The sequence below is a fragment of the Enterobacter sichuanensis genome, from assembly GCF_002939185.1.
GTDB lineage: Bacteria > Pseudomonadota > Gammaproteobacteria > Enterobacterales > Enterobacteriaceae > Enterobacter > Enterobacter sichuanensis.
This window is the reverse complement of the sequence record NZ_POVL01000022.1, coordinates 50,868-71,252: the sequence shown is the minus strand read 5'-3', so window position 1 is coordinate 71,252 and position 20,385 is coordinate 50,868. Positions and strand designations below refer to the sequence as shown.

Here is a 20,385-nt window from a genome sequence, read left to right as displayed (position 1 = left end):
TTAGCTGTTAACCTGGCCGGAAGCATGGCTGTTTTTTTGATTCAGACGTGGCAAAAAGTATCGAACAACCAGTAACAAGGTTTATGGTTAATTGAAAATAAACCATGCATTTTTATATATTTCTGTATTGAAATGCCCGAGAAGTTTAGCGCCGGTAATATTTTAGCCGGGTGGCGGCTACGCCTTACCCGGCCTACGATTCCGGGCCGTTGTAGGCCCGTGCAAGCGCAGCGTCGCCGGGCAATGTGCCGAGGTGTCTATTTCACCGTCACTAGCCGCGCCGCCACAATCTGGTGCCCGGCCTGAACATCCGTATTGTCGATGCGCTGCATGATCCTGTCCGCCAGGGTGTAGCCCATCTCCCGCGCTGGGGTCGTGGCCCAGACGATCGGCAGATCGTCGAGCGCGTTTTCGCCGACGTCGGCGAACGCCCCCAGCGCCACCTGATGGCCGAAGAAGGTTTCCACCCCGCCCTCGCCGCTCTGACGCCCGGCGCGGATCAGGCCAAACCAGGCGCCCATGGCAATCACGTCGTTATAGCAAATCACGGCGCTGATCGTCGGGCTGCTGCGCAGCAGTGCACCTATCGCTTCTGCCGCTTTCTTCTGGCTGGATTCACACTCCACGACCCATTCGCTGTGGAACGGCAGGCCATATTTGATCAGCGTTGCGCAGTAGCCGCCTACCCGCTCAGCCCGCGTCAGGGAAGAGCTTTTGCCCCCCAGCCAGGCAATGCGCTGGTGCCCGCGGCGAATCAGATGCTCGGTCAACATTTGCGCGGCCTGCATGTTATCCGGGCGCAGCGTGTCGGCCTCGTCGAGATAGCTGGCGCGGGAGGCAAACACCAGCGGCACGCCTTTTTCGGCGGCACGCTCGCACAACTCGCTGCCCACGCCCGACGCGCCGGCGACGATCACCCCGTCCACCCCCTGGGTCAGCAGCATATCGAGACGGGAGAGAAGCTGATCGGCCTCGCGTCCGCCATGCAGCAAAAAGACCATTCGCCCCTGCGCTTCAAGGGCTTCCGTTAGCCCTGCTGTCAGCTCCGCATAGAACGGTGACGTCAGGTCGCGGACAATCAGGCCAATCACCCCGCTCTGCCCGCCGCGCAGCGCCGATGCCTGGCGGTTACGCACAAAGCCCAGTTGCTCAACCGCCTCGTTAACCCGCTGGCCGGTTGCGGGTGAGATACGTCCTTTTCCGCTCAGCACCAGCGAAACGGTACTGACGGAAACCCCCGCCGCCAGCGCGACATCGTTAATGGTGATTTTTTTCGCTACAGCCATGTGTCGGCGTGACTCCCTGAAATGAGATCGGTAAAACGTTTTATCAATACGTTATCTTTATACTACCAGTCAAAGCCTGAGAATGTGATATAGCGCGCACTAAAGTTTGATAAAACGTTTTATCTTCTCGCAGCATTGAAGCAGGCAAACTGATTTTAACAATAAAGGAGTCGTTTTATGACGGCGAAAGCAGCACAAAAAATATCGCTGTGGGAATTTTTCCAGCAACTGGGTAAAACCTTTATGCTGCCCGTGGCGCTCCTCTCGTTCTGCGGGATCATGCTCGGTATCGGCAGCTCGTTAAGCAGTAAAGACGTCATCACCCTGATCCCGTTCCTCGACGCGCCCGCGCTGCAGGCGATCTTTATCTGGATGAGTAAAGTCGGCTCCTTCGCCTTCAGCTTCCTCCCCGTTATGTTCTGTATCGCTATCCCGCTGGGCCTGGCCCGCGAGAACAAAGGCGTCGCGGCGTTCGCCGGGTTTGTGGGTTACGCCGTAATGAACCTCGCGGTTAACTTCTGGCTGACCGCGAAAGGCATTCTGCCTACCACCGACGCGGCGGTACTGAAAGCCAACAATATTCAGAGCGTGATTGGTATCCAGTCTATTGATACCGGGATCCTCGGGGCGGTGATCGCCGGGGTGATTATCTGGATGCTGCACGAGCGTTTCCACAATATCCGTCTGCCGGATGCGCTGGCCTTCTTTGGCGGCACCCGCTTTGTGCCGATTGTCACCCTGGTGGTGATGGGCCTGTTTGGTTTGATCATTCCGCTGATCTGGCCGGTCTTCGCGATGGGCATTAACGGCATTGGCCGCATCATTAACGGCGCGGGCGATTTTGGTCCGATGATCTTCGGCACCGGCGAACGTCTGCTGCTGCCGTTTGGCCTGCAGCATATCCTGGTGGCGCTCATCCGCTTTACCGAAGCGGGCGGCACCATGGAGGTGTGCGGGCACGATGTGAGCGGTGCGCTGACCATCTTCCAGGCACAGCTGAGCTGCCCGACCACCCACGGTTTCTCTGAAAGCGCAACCCGTTTCCTGTCTCAGGGTAAAATGCCGGCCTTCCTCGGCGGCCTGCCTGGCGCCGCGCTGGCGATGTACCACTGTGCGCGTCCGGAAAACCGCCATAAAATTAAAGGACTGCTGATTTCCGGCGTGATCGCCTGCGTCGTGGGCGGAACCACTGAGCCCATCGAATTCCTGTTCCTGTTTGTCGCGCCGGTGCTGTATCTCATCCACGCGGTGCTGACCGGTCTGGGCTTTACCGTGATGGCGGTGCTGGGCGTCACCATCGGCAATACCGACGGCAACGTGATCGACTTCGTGGTGTTCGGCATCCTGCACGGCCTCTCCACCAAGTGGTACCTGGTGCCGGTTGTGGCGGCGATCTGGTTCGCGGTGTACTACGGCATCTTCCGCTTCGCCATCACCCGCTTTAACCTGAAAACGCCGGGCCGCGATACCGATACGGCCACCAGCGTGGAACAGGCGGTTGCAGGAACCGTGGGGAAATCCGGCTATAACACCCCGGCCATTCTGGCGGCGCTGGGCGGTGCGGATAACATTACCTCTCTGGATAACTGTATTACCCGCCTGCGTCTGTCGGTGGCGGATATGTCCAAAGTGGACACCAACGCCCTGAAAGCCAACCGGGCCATCGGCGTGGTACAACTTAATCAGCACAATTTGCAGGTGGTTATCGGCCCGCAGGTGCAGTCAGTGAAAGATGAACTGGCCACCCTGATGCGAACAGTTGAAGCCTGATGCCTCAGCCCCCTCACCTTGAGGGGGTTTTACGATAAGGATTAAAGCATGTTTGATTTCTCAACCGTCGTGGATCGTCACGGCACCTGGTGTACGCAGTGGGACTATGTCGCCGACCGTTTTGGCGCGGCCGATCTACTGCCCTTCACCATCTCGGATATGGATTTCGCTACCGCCCCCTGCATTACCGACGCGCTGCATGAGCGTATTCATCACGGCGTGTTCGGCTACAGCCGCTGGAAAAATGATGAATTTCTCGCCGCCATCGCGCACTGGTTTGAGCAACGCTTTAACTGCCAGATTGATACTGAAAGCGTGGTCTATGGCCCTTCCGTTATCTACATGGTCTCCGAGCTGATACGACTCTGGTCAAACCCTGGCGACGGCGTGGTGGTGCACACCCCTGCCTACGATGCGTTTTATAAAGCCATCGAGGGTAACGCGCGTCGTGTTGTGGCGGTTGAGATGGAAAAGCAGGCGTCAGGCTGGCAGGGGAATATGGCGGCCCTTGAAGCAGCCCTGGCGAAACCGGAAAATAAAATTTTGCTGCTGTGCAGCCCGCAAAACCCTACCGGCAAAGTCTGGACGCGGGATGAACTGACGCAGATGGCAGAACTGTGCGAACGCTATAACGTGGCGGTGATCAGTGATGAAATCCATATGGATATGGTGTGGGGCGAACATCGTCACACGCCATGGAGCGCGGTGGCGCGTGGCAAATGGGCGCTTCTGACCTCCGGCTCGAAAAGCTTTAATATTCCGGCGCTCACCGGGGCTTACGGCCTCATTGGCGATGAAGCGAGCCGCAACGGCTATCTCAGCGCCCTGAAAGGCCGCGACGGGCTCTCTTCCCCCTCCGTGCTGGCGCTGACGGCCCATATCGCGGCCTATCAGCAGGGGGCCCCCTGGCTGGATGCCTTACGCCAATATCTCGAAGACAATTTGTTGTATATCGCTCGCGAATTAAACGGCGCTTTTCCGAAACTGAACTGGCAGCCGCCAGAGGCGACCTATCTGGCCTGGATTGACCTGCGCCCGCTGAACCTTGACGATCGGTTGCTGCAAAAGGTGCTGATCGAGCAGCAAAAAGTCGCCATCATGCCGGGATATACCTACGGAAAAGAGGGAAACGGCTTCGTACGTCTGAATGCGGGCTGCCCGCGCAGCAAGCTGGAGCAAGGGGTTCAGCGCCTCATCGCGGGCATTAACACACTGCGGTAATCAGTTTGCGCAACGGAATATTCCCTTGCGCAAATAGCTTTTTACCCCGTTTTGTTTTTATAATATGGCGCACTTTAACCAGAAAAGAGTGCGACCATGATTGATACACGCCTGCCTTTAACTGATATTCATCGTCACCTTGACGGTAACATTCGTGCCCAAACCATTCTCGATCTTGGCCGCCAGTTCAATTTAACGCTCCCCGCTCAAACGCTTGATGCCCTGATCCCTCACGTACAGGTCACCTCAAATGAACCGGATCTGGTCAGCTTCCTGAGCAAACTCGACTGGGGCGTAAAGATGCTGGCCTCGCTGGATGCCTGCCGTCGCGTAGCGTTCGAGAACATTGAAGATGCGGCCCGCAACGGTCTGCACTATGTCGAACTGCGCTTCTCGCCGGGCTATATGGCGATGAACCACAACCTGCCCGTTGCGGGCGTGGTGGAAGCCGTCATTGCAGGCGTTCGTGAAGGATGTAAAGCCTTCGATGTTCAGGCCCGCCTGATTGGCATTATGAGCCGTACGTTCGGCGAAGCCGCCTGCCTGCAGGAGCTGGAGGCGCTGCTGGCCCATCGCGATGCCATCACCGCCATCGATCTTGCCGGTGATGAGCTGGGCTTCCCGGGCAGTCTGTTCCTCTCCCATTTCAACCGCGCGCGCGATGCCGGCTGGCATGTTACCGTTCACGCCGGGGAAGCCGCAGGCCCGGAAAGCATCTGGCAGGCCATCCGTGAGCTGGGTGCCGAGCGTATCGGTCACGGCGTGAAGGCGGTGGAAGATCGCGCCCTGATGGATTTCCTGGCAGAGCAGCGTATCGGGATTGAGTCCTGTCTGACGTCCAACATTCAGACCAGCACCGTGGCGACGCTTGCCCAGCACCCGCTGAAAACGTTCCTGGAGCACGGCGTACTGGCCTCGCTGAACACGGACGATCCGGCGGTACAGGGCGTGGATATTATCCATGAGTACAACATCGCCGCACCGCAGGCGGGCCTGAGCCGCGAACAGATCCGTCAGGCGCAGATCAACGGACTGGAAATGGCCTTCCTGACGCCAGCAGAGAAGCAGGCGCTGCGGGATAAGGTGGCAACAGCGTAACCCCCTTTGCCGGGTGGCGCTGACGCTGACCCGGCCTACACAATAGTTAAAACTTATGCCAGACAGAGCGTGGCGCGATGTTTGGCAGATTCAATCCCCAGTTCAATCAGCTCCATAATCTGAATCGCCTGGCTGGCTGGCACCGGGTTCTCCCCCGAGCCGTTCAGCGCATCGCGAATGGCCGCGTAATACGCCGGATAGTTACCCGGGATTGTCAGCAGGGTTTCCTCGACCAGCTCTTCACCTTCGACCCGCGTGACAACGCCGTCGCGCATATCGTAGCCCCAGTCTTCCTGCGGCAAACGCTCGCCATTTTTCAGCCGGTCCTCCTGGGGATCGAGGCCAAATTTCACGTAGCTTCCGCGCGTGCCGTGGACAATATAACGGGCGGATTCCGCGGCCGCGACCATCGTGCCGTGCAGCACTATCCGTCGCTGCGGGTAACTTAACACGGCGTGGAAGTAATCCGTGGTCTGCGCCCCGGGCCTGAGCTGGGCCAGATCGACCGTCATGCTCACCGGCAGGCCAAAAAGATTCACGGCCTGATCCAGCAGATGCGGGGCTAAATCGTACCAGATGCCGCTGCCCGGACCGGCCTGCTCGCGCCAGCGGTTGCGTACCTGTGGGCGGAAGCGGTCAAAGTGCGATTCAAAAAAGAGGATCTCCCCTAACGTACCCTCACCGAGAAGCCTTTTTACCGTCAGAAAGTCGCTGTCCCAGCGGCGGTTATGGAAAACCGACAGCAACCTGCCCAGACTCTTCGCCAGCGCATCCAGCTCGCGAGCCTGTGACAACGTCACAGTGAAGGGCTTATCCACCACCACGTGTTTACCGGCTTCCAGCGCCGCTTTTGCCAGCGGAAAGTGGGTATCGTTCGGCGTGGGGATCACGATTAAATCAATGTTCGGATCGTTGAAAAGATGTTTAGGCTCAGAGACAACCGGCACGGAAGGCCAGTCGGCATGAACTTTAGCAGCATCGCTGCTGGAGACTGCCGCCAACGCCATCCCCGGCGTTCCGGCTATCAGAGGCGCATGAAACGTTTTGCTCGCGTAGCCATATCCAATAAGCCCGACGCGGATATTATCACTCATAGTGCCATCCTCTTTTATGACGTTCTTATTTCACACTGGGTAGTCTGGCATTACCACAGATTAATAATGAGCCATATGACTTAAAATAGCAGGTTGTGCCGGTTGTTTTTGTTACATAGTATTAACCTGCTGATTTTGTTTAGGGGAACCGTTCCCAAAGCCCTTGCCGTCGGGAAAAGCTCGCTGTAACATTTGCACCCGGTCTTTATGGATAAAGTACAATTACGAATCATGACGTCAATTATTAATCGAATCATTGAATTAGCGGGATGGATTGTTCTTGGGGTATCGGTCATTTTGCTTGGCGTCGCCAGCCATATCGATAACTACCAGCCGCCGGAGCCTGTCACTGTCGCCCAACCTAAGTAACCGGTTACGGCAATAAAGAGTGACATAATATGTCAGTTACGTATTGCCAGCCCTGGTGAACACGGTTAACCTTCTCTTCCAGGCATCTTCTGATGCCTGAATTTCAGCAAAGAAAACTCCTAATTTCGTCGCGTTACCTGAGTGGGCTGTTTACGTCTTTATTAATCCGTTTATTATTCGAACAAATTACCTTAACGGGTATTACACATCTTTTATATGGAAACTTATTAATATGACAGTTCAGGACTATTTATTAAAATTTCGCAAGATCAATTCGCTTGAGAGCCTGGAAAAACTGTTTGACCATCTGAACTACACCCTGTCGGATAATCAGGAGATCATCAATATGTATCGCGCCGCCGATCATCGTCGAGCGGAGCTGGTGTCCGGAGGCCGTTTGTTCAACGTGGGTGAAGTACCGAAGTCTGTCTGGCGTTACGTTCTATAAGAAAGTAGCCATCCGCGCGAAATGTTATATACTCTCCGCCCTGCAAACTGGCTGTACAACATTTCGCGCAGATTATGGGAGAGTTCATGACCGCAACGCCTGGAGAACGCATTGGAGGCTGGTTAATCGCCCCACTGGCATGGCTGCTGGTTGCCTTATTAAGCGCATCACTTGCGCTGTTGCTTTATACCACCGCACTGATTACCCCTCATGCCATTCAGACCCTGAAGTCGCAAAGCGTGCTTAATATTGCGATGTGGTTTGTGTCGTTCGTTTTCGCGATTGGGATGTGGTACTACACGCTGTGGCTGACGATAGCCTTCTTTAAGCGCCGCAAAAGCGTGCCTAAACACTACATTATCTGGCTGCTGATTTCGGTTCTGCTGGCGGTGAAGGCCTTTGCGTTTTCGCCCGTTTCTGATGCCCTGGCCGTCCGTCAGCTGCTTTTCCCGCTGCTGGCCGCAGCGCTGCTGGTGCCCTATTTCAAGCGTTCAACGCGGGTGAAAAACACCTTTGTGAACCCGTAATAACCTTACAGATAACCTGTTGTCGCCTGCGTGGGTTTATCCGATAATAGGCGGCTTTTTTATTTCAGGCTAAATAATGACCGATTACTTACTGCTCTTTGTCGGCACCGTGCTGGTTAACAACTTCGTTCTGGTGAAGTTCCTTGGCCTGTGCCCGTTTATGGGCGTTTCCAAAAAGCTGGAAACGGCAATGGGGATGGGGCTGGCGACGACCTTCGTGATGACGCTGGCGTCCATCTGCGCGTGGTGGATTGATACGTGGATCCTCATCCCGCTGGGGTTAACCTATCTTCGCACGCTGGCCTTTATCCTGGTTATCGCAGTGGTGGTGCAGTTTACCGAAATGGTGGTGCGCAAAACCAGCCCGGCGCTCTATCGCCTGCTGGGTATCTTCCTGCCGCTGATCACCACCAACTGCGCGGTACTCGGCGTGGCGCTGCTGAACATCAACCTTGGCCACAATTTTATGCAGTCGGCGCTGTATGGTTTCTCTGCGGCAGTCGGTTTCTCTCTGGTCATGGTGCTGTTCGCCTCCATTCGCGAGCGCCTGGCCGCAGCGGATATCCCTGCGCCCTTCCGCGGTAACGCGATCGCGCTGGTGACCGCCGGTTTAATGTCTCTGGCCTTTATGGGCTTTAGTGGTCTGGTGAAGTTGTAATGAATGCTATCTGGATTGCCATCGCCTCTATCAGCGTTCTGGGGCTGGTGTTTGGCCTTATCCTGGGCTACGCCTCCCGCCGTTTCGCGGTAGAGGACGATCCTGTTGTTGAGAAAATTGATGAGCTTTTGCCACAAAGCCAGTGCGGGCAGTGTGGCTACCCTGGCTGCCGCCCCTATGCCGAAGCGGTAGGGGTTCAGGGTGAGAAAATTAACCGCTGTGCGCCCGGTGGCGAAGCGGTGATGCTGAAAATTGCGGCCCTGCTGAACGTTGACCCGCAGCCTGTGGATGGCGATGCGGACGTCCAGGAGCCGGTACGCGCTCTGGCCGTGATTGACGAAGCAAACTGCATCGGCTGCACCAAATGTATTCAGGCCTGCCCGGTGGACGCCATTGTTGGCGCAACCCGCGCCATGCACACCGTGGTGGCGGATCTGTGCACCGGCTGTAATCTCTGCGTGGCCCCCTGCCCGACGCAATGTATCGAGTTGCGTCCGGTTGAACCGACTACCGAAAGCTGGAAATGGGATCTTCAAACCATTCCGGTTCGCATCATTCCTGTGGAACAACATGCTTAAGTTATTTTCTGCTTTCAGAAAAGAGAAGATTTGGGACTTTGACGGTGGGATCCATCCACCGGAGATGAAAACCCAGTCCAGCGGTACCCCGCTGCGTCAAATTCCGCTGGCGACCCGTTTCGTCATGCCGCTGAAGCAGCACATAGGCGCTGAGGGTGAGCTGTGTGTAAAAGAGGGCGATACCGTCCTTCGCGGTCAGCCCCTGACCTTTGGGCGCGGACGTATGCTGCCGGTGCACGCCCCCACCTCCGGTAAGGTGGTGGCTATTGCGCCCCATACGGTGGCGCATCCGTCAGCGCTCTCAGAGCTGAGCGTCATTATTGAAGCCGACGGCGAAGACCGCTGGATTGAACGTGACGGCTGGAACGACTACCGCGCCCGCAGCCGTGAAGCGCTTATTGAACGCATTCATCAGTTCGGCGTTGCCGGTCTGGGTGGCGCAGGCTTCCCGACCGGGGTCAAACTGCGCGGCGGTGGCGATAAGATCCAGACGCTGATTATCAACGCCGCCGAGTGCGAACCCTATATCACCGCCGACGACCGTCTGATGCAGGACTGCGCCGCGCAGGTAGTGGAAGGCATCCGCATCCTCGCGCATATTCTGCAACCGCGGGAAGTGCTGATTGGTATCGAAGACAACAAACCGCAGGCTATTTCCATGCTGCGTGCCGTGCTGGCGGGTAGCCATGATATCAGCCTGCGCGTGATCCCGACCAAGTACCCCTCTGGCGGTGCTAAACAGCTGACGCAAATTCTCACCGGCAAGCAGGTACCGCACGGCGGACGCTCTTCAGATATCGGCGTGCTGATGCAGAACGTCGGCACCGCTTACGCCGTGAAGCGTGCGGTGATTGACGGCGAGCCGCTGACGGAGCGCGTCGTGACGCTGACCGGGGAGTCGGTCTCTCGCCCGGGCAACGTCTGGGCGCGTCTGGGGACGCCGGTGCGTCACCTGCTGGAACAGGCTGAATTTTGCCCGGGCAGCGACCAGATGGTGATCATGGGCGGCCCCCTGATGGGCTTTACCCTGCCGTGGCTGGACGTTCCGGTAGTGAAAATTACCAACTGCCTGCTCGCGCCTTCAACGAGCGAGATGGGTGCGGAGCAGGAAGAGAAAGGCTGTATCCGCTGCAGCGCCTGTGCCGATGCCTGCCCTGCCGATCTGCTCCCACAGCAGCTGTACTGGTACAGCAAAGGGCAGCAGCATGACAAGGCGAAAGCCCATAACCTGGCCGACTGCATCGAATGCGGTGCCTGCGCCTGGGTCTGCCCCAGCAACATTCCGCTGGTGCAGTATTTCCGTCAGGAGAAGGCTGAAATTTATGCCATCTCCATGGAAGAGAAACGGGCCGCAGAAGCCAAAGCACGCTTTGAAGCGCGCCAGGCGCGACTGGAACGCGAAAAACTCGCCCGTCAGGAGCGTCACAAACAGGCTGCCGTTCAGCCTGGCGAGAAAGATCAGGATGCGATTAACGCCGCACTGGCCCGCGTTCGCCAGAAAAAAGCCAATGCGGCGCAGCCTGTGGTGATCCCGGCGGGTGAAAAGCCGGATAACAGCGAAGCGATCGCCGCACGTGAAGCACGCAAGGCCGCCGCTCGCGCCCGTCAGGCAGAAAAAGCACAAACGACCCCGGCGGATGCTGAAGTCGATCCGCGTAAAGCGGACGTCGAAGCGGCAATCGCCCGCGCCAGGGCCCGCAAAGCCGGAGAGCAACCGGTGGTGGTAGAACAGGACCCGGTCGATCCGCGTAAAGCGGCCGTCGAAGCGGCCATTGCGCGTGCTAAAGCCCGTAAAGCGGCGCAGCAGACGCCTGCGACAGAAGCGGAAACCCCGGTCGACCCGCGTAAAGCCGCCGTCGAAGCGGCCATTGCCCGCGCCAAAGCCCGTAAGGCGGCGCAACAGGAAACGCCACCGCAGGCCGCTAACGATGACCCGCGCAAAGCCGCCGTCGCCGCCGCCATTGCGCGCGTTCAGGCAAAGAAAGCCGCACAGCAAGCAGTTAACGAGGATTAAATGGTTTTCAGAATCGCAAGTTCCCCCTACACCCATAACCAGCGTCAGACATCGCGCATTATGATGCTGGTTTGCCTGGCGGCCCTGCCGGGCATTGCCGTTCAGTGCTGGTTTTTCGGCTGGGGAACCCTCTTCCAGATACTCCTCGGCTGTGCCAGCGCCTTAGCGGCAGAAGCCCTGGTGCTTAAGCTGCGTAAGGCAGCGGTCTCCCGTATTCTCGCTGACAACTCCGCGTTGCTGACCGGCCTGCTGCTGGCCATCAGTATCCCGCCGTTTGCCCCGTGGTGGATGGTGGTCCTCGGTACCGTGTTTGCCGTGATCATTGCGAAACAGCTCTATGGCGGACTGGGCCATAACCCGTTTAACCCGGCGATGATTGGCTACGTGGTGCTGCTGATCTCCTTCCCGGTGCAGATGACCAGCTGGCTGCCGCCGCACGACATTGCTGCCACGGTTCCGGGCTTCATGGATGCCCTGCACGTTATCTTTACCGGCCATACGGCGCTCGGAGCGGATATGAACGCGCTGCGAATGGGCGTGGACGGGATTAGCCAGGCAACGCCGCTTGATACCTTTAAAACGTCCCTGCATGCCGGCCACAGCGTTGAGCAGATTATGCAATCCGCCATCTATCGCGGCATGCTGGCGGGGGCCGGCTGGCAGTGGGTCAACCTGGCGTATTTGCTTGGCGGGCTGTTCCTGCTGCAGCAGAAAGCCATTCGCTGGCATATTCCGGTCAGCTTCCTCGTGACGCTGGCGGTCTGCGCCACGCTGGGGTGGGTCTTCTCCCCTGAATCACTGGCCAGCCCACAAATGCACTTGCTCTCCGGTGCGACCATGCTCGGTGCCTTCTTTATCCTGACGGATCCGGTTACGGCCTCCACGACTAACCGCGGGCGTCTGATCTTCGGCGCGCTGGCGGGGTTGCTGGTCTGGCTCATTCGCAGCTTCGGTGGTTACCCGGATGGCGTGGCGTTTGCTGTCCTGCTCGCCAATATTACCGTTCCGCTCATTGACTATTACACGCGTCCACGCGTGTACGGCCATCGCTAAGGGTTTCGCCATGTTAAAAACGATGCAAAAACACGGCGTCACGCTGGCTGTCTTCGCCGCGGTCCTGACAGGGCTGACGGCGCTGGTCAACGCTCTGACCAAAACCACGATCGAAGAGCAGGCGTCGAAGCAGCAAAAAGCGTTGTTCGATCAGGTGATCCCGTCAGATTTCTATGAAAATGACCTGCAAAAAAGCTGCTTTGTGGTAGACGCGCCGCAGCTGGGGAAAGGCCCACATCGCCTCTTTATTGCCCGCAAAGGGGATAAACCGGTAGGCGCGGTGATGGAAGCGACAGCGCCTGACGGCTATTCCGGTGCCATTCAGCTGCTTGTGGGCAGCGATTTCTCCGGTACGATACTGGGCACCCGCGTCACGGAACATCATGAAACGCCGGGTCTTGGCGATAAGATTGAAACTCGTCTGAGCGACTGGATTTTGCACTTTGCCGGTAAAGTGATCCATGGCGAAGAGGATACCGCGTTTGCGGTGAAGAAAGATGGCGGTGAGTTCGACCAGTTCACCGGCGCGACCATCACGCCGCGTGCCGTGGTGAACGCTGTAAAACGAGCCGGGCTGTATGCTGAAACGCTGCCCGCGCAAATCAACAATCTTCCGGCCTGTGAGGAGTAATCATGAGCCAGGTTAAAGAGGTTATTGTCCAGGGGTTGTGGAAGAACAACTCCGCGCTGGTACAGCTTCTGGGGATGTGTCCGCTGCTGGCGGTGACATCCACCGCCACCAACGCGCTCGGTCTGGGTCTGGCGACCACGCTGGTGCTGACCCTGACCAACCTCTCCATCTCTGCCCTGCGCCGCTGGACGCCGTCGGAAATCCGTATTCCGATCTACGTTATGATCATTGCGTCAGTAGTCAGTATCGTCCAGATGCTGATTAACGCTTACGCGTTCGGTCTGTACCAGTCGCTTGGGATCTTTATTCCCCTGATCGTCACCAACTGTATCGTGGTCGGGCGTGCGGAAGCCTTCGCGGTGAAAAACAGCCCGGCCATGTCGGCGCTGGATGGTTTTTCCATTGGTATGGGCGCCACCTGCGCCATGTTCGTGCTGGGTTCGCTGCGCGAAATCCTTGGCAACGGTACGCTGTTTGACGGCGCGGACGCGCTGCTGGGCGGCTGGGCCAAAGCGCTGCGCATTGAAGTGTTCCACACCGATACGCCATTCCTGCTGGCGATGCTGCCCCCTGGCGCGTTTATTGGCCTCGGCATGATGCTGGCGGTAAAATACCTGATTGATGAGAAACGTAAGCGCCGCGCGGCTGAGCGTAGCGTTCTGGAAGGGACACCCGAGAAGGCCTCATGAATAAAGAAAAGCGCATTGCGATCCTTACCCGTCTGCGGGACGAGAACCCGCACCCGACGACGGAGCTGAACTTTACCTCCCCGTTTGAGCTGCTGATCGCCGTGCTGCTTTCTGCACAGGCTACCGACGTGAGCGTCAATAAAGCCACCGCCCTGCTCTATCCGGTCGCCAATACGCCGAAGGCCATGCTTGAGCTGGGTGTGGAAGGCGTGAAGTCCTATATCAAAACCATCGGCCTGTTTAACAGCAAAGCCGAGAATGTGATTAAGACCTGCCGGATCCTGCTCGAACAGCACGGTGGTGAAGTACCGGAGGACCGCGCCGCGCTGGAGGCGTTACCGGGCGTCGGTCGCAAAACGGCGAACGTGGTGCTGAACACCGCGTTTGGCTGGCCTACTATCGCCGTGGATACGCATATTTTCCGCGTGTCGAACCGGACCAACTTTGCCCCGGGTAAAAACGTCGAACAGGTCGAAGAGAAGCTGTTAAAAGTGGTACCTGCCGAATTTAAGGTTGATTGTCATCACTGGCTGATCCTGCACGGCCGTTACACATGTATTGCCCGTAAGCCTCGCTGCGGCTCCTGCATTATTGAAGATCTCTGCGAATACAAAGAAAAAGTCTATCCCTGAGCACTCAATCCCTTAGCAAAAGAAGGGCTATCAAGCGCTCTTCTTTTGGCCGTTTTTTGTCCGCCTTTTGTTTTGCCTCACCTGTCACTTATTCGGTTCTTTAACGCTCAAACAGGTTAATACTTTTTTCATAGCCAAAAATTTCTATACATCTGTGATCACGATCACCCTGATAACTTCATGTTGATTTTTTGTTGTTAAAACCCGCCTAAACCCTTTGTGGCATAAGATATCTCTTGCCTTAAACCGAACATAAGACCAGCTATTTTTCAGAATATGGGCTATATCACTGCATCAAGCGGCAAATAGCAGAAGATATCGCCAAAAGCCCGCCAGAGCCGGTAATTGCCAGTCGAAAAAACTACCTTTCCTCACTGTATGAAATTTAACGCTAAATAACATTTGTATGAACCGAAGATTATACCACCCCAGATATATGTAACAGATTATTACAAACGTATTGCCAGACGGGTCAGGATAGTGAACATTACCCGCCGTTTCTCCTCCCAATATAACTATAAGGCGGATGGACTACGGCCATCACGCTATGCACACCCCCCGTTAATATGGGATGTAAAAAAAGAGGTATATGTGTCGACTGCAAACAATAAACCAACAGATGAAAGCGTGAGTCTTAACGCTTTTAAACAACCTAAAGCGTTCTATCTCATCTTCTCTATCGAGTTATGGGAGCGTTTTGGTTATTACGGCCTGCAAGGGATCATGGCGGTTTACCTGGTAAAACAGCTGGGTATGTCCGAAGCCGATTCCATCACGCTGTTCTCTTCTTTCAGTGCTCTGGTGTACGGCCTGGTCGCTATCGGCGGCTGGCTGGGTGATAAAGTTCTCGGTACTAAACGTGTCATCATGCTGGGCGCCATCGTCCTGGCGATTGGCTATGCACTGGTTGCATGGTCCGGGCACGATGCCGCTGTGGTGTATATGGGTATGGCGACGATTGCCGTCGGTAACGGTCTGTTCAAAGCGAACCCGTCCTCCCTGCTCTCTACCTGCTACAGCAAAGACGATCCGCGTCTGGACGGTGCATTTACCATGTACTACATGTCCATCAACATCGGTTCGTTCTTCTCAATGCTGGCCACCCCATGGCTTGCAGCAAAATTCGGCTGGAGCGTGGCGTTTGCGCTGAGCTTCGTCGGTATGCTGATCACCGTGGTGAACTTCCTGTTCTGCCGCAGCTGGGTTAAAAACTACGGTTCAAAACCGGACTTCGAGCCTGTGCATATGGGCAAATTGCTGGCGACCATTGTGGGCGTTGTTGCCCTGGCGGCGATCGCCACCTGGCTGCTGCACAACCAGGGCATCGCACGTGCGGTTCTGGGCGTGGTTGCACTGGGTATCGTGGTGATCTTTGCGAAAGAAGCGTTCGCCATGCAGGGCGCTGCCCGTCGTAAGATGATCGTGGCATTCATCCTGATGCTGGAAGCGATTATCTTCTTCGTTCTGTACAGCCAGATGCCAACTTCTCTGAACTTCTTCGCGATTCGTAACGTTGAGCACTCTATTCTGGGTATCGCGTTTGAGCCAGAGCAGTATCAGGCACTGAACCCGTTCTGGATCATGATTGGTAGCCCGATCCTGGCCGCTATCTATAACAAGATGGGTGACCGTCTGCCAATGCCGCACAAGTTCGCTATCGGTATGGTGCTGTGCTCCGGCGCGTTCCTGGTGCTGCCGCTGGGTACCAAATTTGCCACCGACGCCGGTATCGTATCCGTTAACTGGTTGATCCTGAGCTACGCGCTGCAGTCTATCGGCGAACTGATGATCTCCGGTCTGGGTCTGGCAATGGTTGCTCAACTGGTGCCACAGCGCCTGATGGGCTTCATCATGGGTAGCTGGTTCCTGACTACCGCGGGTGCGGCAATCATCGCAGGTAAGATTGCGAACCTGATGGCGGTACCGGATAACGTCACGGACCCACTGGTCTCTCTGAACGTCTACGGTACCGTGTTCATGCAGATTGGTATCGCGACTGCCGTTATTGCCGCGCTGATGCTGCTGACCGCACCGAAACTGAATCGTATGACTCAGGACGACAATAAGACCGCTGAAGTGACCAAAACCGCTACCGCGTAATGTGATTGAGAAACGATGAGCCGCTAATCTATTAGCGGCTTTTTTTTTATCTGTTCGCGCACTAACATAGCTGAAACCTCAGCAAAAAGGAGTTACCGATGAAACTGTTCTACAAACCGGGCGCGTGCTCTCTTGCTTCGCATATCACGCTGCGCGAGAGCGGCAAAGATTTCACGCTGGATGGTGTGGATCTGATGAAAAAACGTCTGGAAAACGGCGATGATTTTCTGGCCATTAACCCGAAGGGACAAGTTCCGGCACTCTTGCTGGATGACGGTACTCTGCTGACCGAAGGCGTAGCGATTATGCAATTCCTGGCCGACAGCGTGCCCGATCGCCAGCTGCTGGCCCCGGTCAGCACCATTTCGCGCTACAAGACGCTGGAATGGCTGAACTACATTGCCACCGAGCTGCACAAAGGCTTTACGCCGCTGTTCCGCCCGGATACGCCAGAAGAGTTTAAACCGACCCTGCGCGCCCTGCTGGAGAAAAAGCTGCAGTACGTCAACGAATCGCTGAAAGACGAACAGTGGATTGGCGGGTCGCGTTTCACCATTGCCGATGCATATCTCTTTACCGTACTGCGCTGGGCGCGCGCGGTTAAGCTGAATCTTGAAGGGTTAGACCATATCGCATCGTATATGAAACGCGTGGCGGAGCGTCCTGCGGTGGCTGCGGCGCTGAAAGCGGAAGGTTTGAGTTAACCGAGCGGTCTGTTTTGCCGGGTGGCGCTGCGCTTACCCGGCCTACCAATAAATTGCACAATACCTCTCAGACCCGTGCAAGCGCAGCGCCTCCCGGCATCGTTCAGAGCCGCGTCGCGCTGAAATAGTGCTCCGGCTTCGCAATACGATCCTGCGCCGCAACTACCTGCAGTTCATACTCCTGCATCGCTTTCGTCGCCATCATAATTTCGTACACTGCCGCTGTAACATGTTCCAGCGCATCCTGCAGCGCGGCTCCCTGCAGCAATTTCACCAACAACAGACCGCTGGTGACATCTCCAACCCCTACCGGCTGGCGCTGACCAAAATCCACCAGCGGACGGCTGATGTGCCAGGCGTCATCTTTCGTGACCAGCAGCATCTCAAAACGGTCCTGGCTTAGCCCTGCACGCGCCAGGTGTTTTACCAGCACAACTTCAGGCCCCTGGGCTATCAGCTCGCGGGACGCGCTGACTGCCTCTTCTACGCTATTCACCGGATGCTCGCAGAGGATCTCCAGTTCAACCAGGTTTGGCGCAATGATATCGCTGGCAGGCAGCGCATGGCGGACGTGAAACTCTGCCACCCCTGGCGCCACAATACAGCCCTTCTCCGGATGCCCCATGACCGGGTCGCAGAAGTATTTAGCCGCCGGGTTTGCCGCTTTCACCTGACGCACGATGCCGAGGATATGTTCCCCCTGCTCCGCTGAACCAAGATAACCGCTCAGTACGGCGTCACAGCGCTTGAGCTGGTCGATATCGGCAATGCCCTGCACAACGTCGGTGAGGTGCGAAGGCGGCATCACGCAGCCGGTCCATTTGCCGTACTGCGTGTGGTTAGAGAACTGAACGGTATTGAGGGGCCAGACGTTGACGCCGAGGCGGCGCATCGGGAATTCCGCTGCGCTGTTGCCAGCATGTCCAAAAACAACGTGGGACTGAATGGCGAGGATGTTCTTCATTTTATGCTTACCAAACCCTGAAAAAACAAAAGGGGCGTGGTTTCCCACGCCCCTGGAGACTGTTACTTATTTCCAGCAGACAAGACAGTAGTTTTTCTTACCGCGACGCAGCAGCGTGTAGCGGCCATACAGGCGGTCACCGTCGACGAACGTATATTCCGGGTCGGCCTGTTTCTCACCGTTGATGGTGATCGCGTTAGAGGCGATGGTTTTACGTGCCTGACCGCGTGAAGGCTGCAGCTCAGAGTCCACCAGCGCCTGCATCAGGTCAGCCCCTTTCTCCATCTCAACCATTGGCACGCCGTCCTGGGCCAGCTGTTCGAAGTCCGCTTCGCTCAGATCGCTCAGGGTACCGTTGAACAGGCTGGCGGTAATGCGTTTTGCCGCGGCCAGACCCTCTTCACCGTGCACCAGTTTGGTCACTTCATCCGCCAGCACGTACTGGGCACGTGGCGCTTTACCGCTGTTCTTGTCTTCTTCTTCCAGCGCATTGATCTCAGCAATGTCCATGAAGGTGAAGAACTTGAGGAAGCGGTAAACATCGGCATCCGCAGTATTGATCCAGAACTGGTAGAATTTGTACGGGCTGGTTTTCTTCGGATCAAGCCATACCGCGCCGCCTTCCGTTTTACCGAATTTGGTACCGTCGGCTTTGGTGATCAGTGGAACGGTCAGACCGAATACCTGGTTCTGATGCAGGCGACGGGTCAGATCGATACCGGAGGTGATGTTACCCCACTGGTCAGAACCACCAATCTGCAGGGAAACGCCGTGCAGTTTGTTCAGGCAGGCAAAGTCATAGCCCTGCAGCAGGTTGTACGAAAACTCGGTAAAGGAGATACCCTGGTCGTCACGGTTCAGACGCTGCTTCACGGCTTCTTTGTTAATCATCTGGTTAACAGAGAAATGTTTGCCGATGTCACGCAGGAAGGTCAGCACGTTCATGCTGCCAAACCAGTCGTAGTTGTTCGCGGCAATCGCGGCGTTATCACCACAGTCGAAGTCGAGGAACGGTGCAACCTGTTTGCGGATCTTATCCACCCACTCCTGCACGGTATCTTCGGTATTCAGTTTACGCTCAGCGGCTTTAAAGCTTGGGTCGCCAATCAGACCGGTCGCGCCGCCCACCAGGGCAACAGGCTTATGGCCTGCCATCTGGAAGCGTTTCAGGCATAACAATGGAACAAGATGCCCCAAATGCAAGCTGTCAGCGGTGGGATCAAAGCCGCAATAGAGCGCGATCGGGCCTTGCGCCAGTCGCTCTGCTAACGCTTCCTCGTCCGTCACCTGGGCCACGAGGCCCCGCTCTTGCAATTGTTTAATCAAGTTACTGCTTGCCATCAAATTCTCCATGTATAAACGACTGCACCTTTGCCGGTACACGACTTTTCGCCTGATGCGAAAGGAACATAGAATAAAGCGCAAGCGCGGTGTGCGCTAGCGCTTAAATCAACAAATTTCGGGGATTAGGGTGCCAGTCTGTCGATTTTCCAGCCGCCCTCTTCGCGCTGGTACAAAAAGCGGTCGTGAAGGCGATGTTCGCCCCCTTGCCAGAACTCAATCTGCTCAATGGGGATACGGAAACCGCCCCAGAAGCTGGGCAATGGGATTTCACCCTGCTGGAACTTCTGTTTCAGCTCCAGGAACTTGCTTTCCAGCACCCCACGGGCAGAGATGCGGCTGGACTGTTTTGATACCCAGGCGCCAATCTGGCTGTCACGCGGACGGCTGTGGAAGTACTTCACCACCTCCAGCGTGGAGAGGCGTTCCGCTTTGCCGGTCACCATCACCTGACGTTCCAGCATATGCCAGGGGAACAGGAGACTAATACGCGGATTGTTTTCTAAGTGGTGCGCTTTACGGCTACCCAGGTTGGTATAGAACACCAGCCCTTTCTCGTCATAATGCTTGAGCAATACGATGCGCTGATACGGTTGCCCGTTTTCATCAACCGTCGCGACAACCATGGCCGTTGGGTCGGCAAGTTTCGCTTCGCAGGCCTGTTTCAGCCAGCGTTCAAAAAGCACAAGGGGTTCAGCGGGAAGATCCTGGCGACGCAGGCCGCCTTTGGTGTATTCACGGCGCAGATGCGCAATTTGCTGCAGTTCGTCGTTATCTGACATGGCGTTAGCTAACATTGAGATTGGGTGGCGCTATTGTGCGCCGCCCCTGTAAAAATCTCAACGCTTCGGATTTTCGAGCTGGCAGTTGTTCAGCACAATTCGGTCGCGTTTGTAGACCGTGGCGCTGTCACCTTTCGACCAGAAGACATAGATACCGTCGGTATAACGCGCGCCGGAGGCCGAGATACCCTGCTTCAGCGTCAGCAATTTATTGTCGTAAACAAAGCTGGCTTCCTGGCGGGGATTATTGAACTTCACGGTCAGCGGTTTTTCGTCGCAACGATACTCCAGCGTATCGGTCTGCATGCGCTCCAGGAGCTGGTTATAGACGCTGCATCCTGACAGCAATAAAGGCGCGGCAATAAGAAGAAGTTTTTTCATGGGCGTATTCCGAAGACTTTCCTGGTCCTGGAGGGCATGCCTGCC

General features: G+C 56.3%; 21 protein-coding genes. 15 read left to right on the top strand and 6 right to left on the bottom strand.

Annotation, left to right across the window (positions count from 1 at the left end; genetic code table 11):
• Window positions 1-257: 257 nt before the first annotated feature.
• Complete coding sequence (locus C5687_RS11935) at window positions 258-1,286, bottom strand: Mal regulon transcriptional regulator MalI (RefSeq protein ID WP_025758370.1); 1,029 nt, start codon at window positions 1,284-1,286, stop codon at window positions 258-260.
• A 177-nt stretch (window positions 1,287-1,463) separates the two neighbouring features.
• Here C5687_RS11935 and malX point away from each other — a divergent pair, with 177 nt between their 5' ends.
• The 3 genes from malX (at window position 1,464) to add (ending at window position 5,375) form a co-directional block, all read left to right on the top strand.
• Entirely contained in the window at window positions 1,464-3,056 is a 1,593-nt protein-coding gene (gene malX / locus C5687_RS11930) for a maltose/glucose-specific PTS transporter subunit IIBC (protein ID WP_104556994.1), read from the top strand.
• Window positions 3,057-3,104: 48 nt separating this feature from the next.
• Window positions 3,105-4,277: a MalY/PatB family protein gene (locus C5687_RS11925; protein WP_095440789.1), complete on the top strand. Its 1,173-nt coding sequence runs from the start codon at window positions 3,105-3,107 to the stop codon at window positions 4,275-4,277.
• Window positions 4,278-4,373: 96 nt separating this feature from the next.
• Complete coding sequence (gene add / locus C5687_RS11920; RefSeq protein ID WP_104556993.1) at window positions 4,374-5,375, top strand: adenosine deaminase; 1,002 nt, start codon at window positions 4,374-4,376, stop codon at window positions 5,373-5,375.
• Between the two features lie 53 nt (window positions 5,376-5,428).
• Here add and C5687_RS11915 read toward each other — a convergent pair whose 3' ends face one another.
• Window positions 5,429-6,469, bottom strand: a complete 1,041-nt coding sequence (locus C5687_RS11915) for an oxidoreductase (RefSeq protein ID WP_025758366.1) — start codon at window positions 6,467-6,469, stop codon at window positions 5,429-5,431.
• Between the two features lie 243 nt (window positions 6,470-6,712).
• Between C5687_RS11915 and blr the strand changes: the two genes are divergently transcribed.
• The 12 genes from blr (at window position 6,713) to gstA (ending at window position 16,872) form a co-directional block, all read left to right on the top strand.
• Window positions 6,713-6,838, top strand: coding sequence for a division septum protein Blr (blr, locus tag C5687_RS11910; protein WP_168112406.1), 126 nt, complete (start codon window positions 6,713-6,715; stop codon window positions 6,836-6,838).
• A gap of 232 nt (window positions 6,839-7,070) precedes the next feature.
• Window positions 7,071-7,286 carry a transcription modulator YdgT gene (gene ydgT / locus C5687_RS11905; RefSeq protein WP_006174966.1) on the top strand — a complete coding sequence of 72 codons (216 nt, stop codon included), beginning with the start codon at window positions 7,071-7,073 and terminating at the stop codon, window positions 7,284-7,286.
• Window positions 7,287-7,372: 86 nt separating this feature from the next.
• Complete coding sequence (locus C5687_RS11900; RefSeq protein ID WP_104556992.1) at window positions 7,373-7,813, top strand: DUF2569 domain-containing protein; 441 nt, start codon at window positions 7,373-7,375, stop codon at window positions 7,811-7,813.
• 76 nt (window positions 7,814-7,889) lie between these two features.
• A complete protein-coding gene (gene rsxA / locus C5687_RS11895) occupies window positions 7,890-8,471 on the top strand; it encodes an electron transport complex subunit RsxA (RefSeq protein ID WP_008500564.1) in 582 nt (193 codons plus the stop codon).
• On the top strand, window positions 8,471-9,049 hold the full coding sequence (gene rsxB, locus C5687_RS11890) for an electron transport complex subunit RsxB (RefSeq protein ID WP_025758363.1): 579 nt from the start codon (window positions 8,471-8,473) through the stop codon (window positions 9,047-9,049). Before rsxA ends, rsxB begins: the two co-directional genes overlap by 1 nt.
• Window positions 9,042-11,063 carry an electron transport complex subunit RsxC gene (gene rsxC / locus C5687_RS11885; RefSeq protein WP_104556991.1) on the top strand — a complete coding sequence of 674 codons (2,022 nt, stop codon included), beginning with the start codon at window positions 9,042-9,044 and terminating at the stop codon, window positions 11,061-11,063. Before rsxB ends, rsxC begins: the two co-directional genes overlap by 8 nt.
• Window positions 11,064-12,116 carry an electron transport complex subunit RsxD gene (rsxD, locus tag C5687_RS11880; RefSeq protein WP_045284918.1) on the top strand — a complete coding sequence of 351 codons (1,053 nt, stop codon included), beginning with the start codon at window positions 11,064-11,066 and terminating at the stop codon, window positions 12,114-12,116.
• A gap of 10 nt (window positions 12,117-12,126) precedes the next feature.
• Window positions 12,127-12,747, top strand: coding sequence for an electron transport complex subunit RsxG (gene rsxG / locus C5687_RS11875; RefSeq protein ID WP_104556990.1), 621 nt, complete (start codon window positions 12,127-12,129; stop codon window positions 12,745-12,747).
• Between the two features lie 2 nt (window positions 12,748-12,749).
• On the top strand, window positions 12,750-13,436 hold the full coding sequence (locus C5687_RS11870) for an electron transport complex subunit E (RefSeq protein ID WP_025758357.1): 687 nt from the start codon (window positions 12,750-12,752) through the stop codon (window positions 13,434-13,436).
• Window positions 13,433-14,068, top strand: coding sequence for an endonuclease III (gene nth, locus C5687_RS11865; protein WP_008500570.1), 636 nt, complete (start codon window positions 13,433-13,435; stop codon window positions 14,066-14,068). The genes C5687_RS11870 and nth overlap by 4 nt, the downstream gene beginning before the upstream one ends.
• A gap of 591 nt (window positions 14,069-14,659) precedes the next feature.
• Window positions 14,660-16,168 carry a dipeptide/tripeptide permease DtpA gene (gene dtpA / locus C5687_RS11860; protein WP_104556989.1) on the top strand — a complete coding sequence of 503 codons (1,509 nt, stop codon included), beginning with the start codon at window positions 14,660-14,662 and terminating at the stop codon, window positions 16,166-16,168.
• Between the two features lie 98 nt (window positions 16,169-16,266).
• Window positions 16,267-16,872, top strand: a complete 606-nt coding sequence (gene gstA, locus C5687_RS11855) for a glutathione transferase GstA (protein ID WP_025758353.1) — start codon at window positions 16,267-16,269, stop codon at window positions 16,870-16,872.
• Window positions 16,873-16,975: 103 nt separating this feature from the next.
• On the opposite strand, the gene pdxY is transcribed toward gstA, so the two are convergent.
• From pdxY to mliC, 4 genes are all read right to left on the bottom strand, one after another.
• Window positions 16,976-17,836 carry a pyridoxal kinase PdxY gene (gene pdxY, locus C5687_RS11850; protein WP_095449762.1) on the bottom strand — a complete coding sequence of 287 codons (861 nt, stop codon included), beginning with the start codon at window positions 17,834-17,836 and terminating at the stop codon, window positions 16,976-16,978.
• Window positions 17,837-17,902: 66 nt separating this feature from the next.
• Window positions 17,903-19,177, bottom strand: coding sequence for a tyrosine--tRNA ligase (gene tyrS / locus C5687_RS11845; RefSeq protein WP_025758350.1), 1,275 nt, complete (start codon window positions 19,175-19,177; stop codon window positions 17,903-17,905).
• Between the two features lie 125 nt (window positions 19,178-19,302).
• Window positions 19,303-19,959 carry a pyridoxamine 5'-phosphate oxidase gene (gene pdxH / locus C5687_RS11840; RefSeq protein ID WP_025758349.1) on the bottom strand — a complete coding sequence of 219 codons (657 nt, stop codon included), beginning with the start codon at window positions 19,957-19,959 and terminating at the stop codon, window positions 19,303-19,305.
• Window positions 19,960-20,016: 57 nt separating this feature from the next.
• Window positions 20,017-20,340, bottom strand: coding sequence for a C-type lysozyme inhibitor (gene mliC / locus C5687_RS11835; protein ID WP_104556988.1), 324 nt, complete (start codon window positions 20,338-20,340; stop codon window positions 20,017-20,019).
• Between the last annotated feature and the right edge of the window lie 45 nt (window positions 20,341-20,385).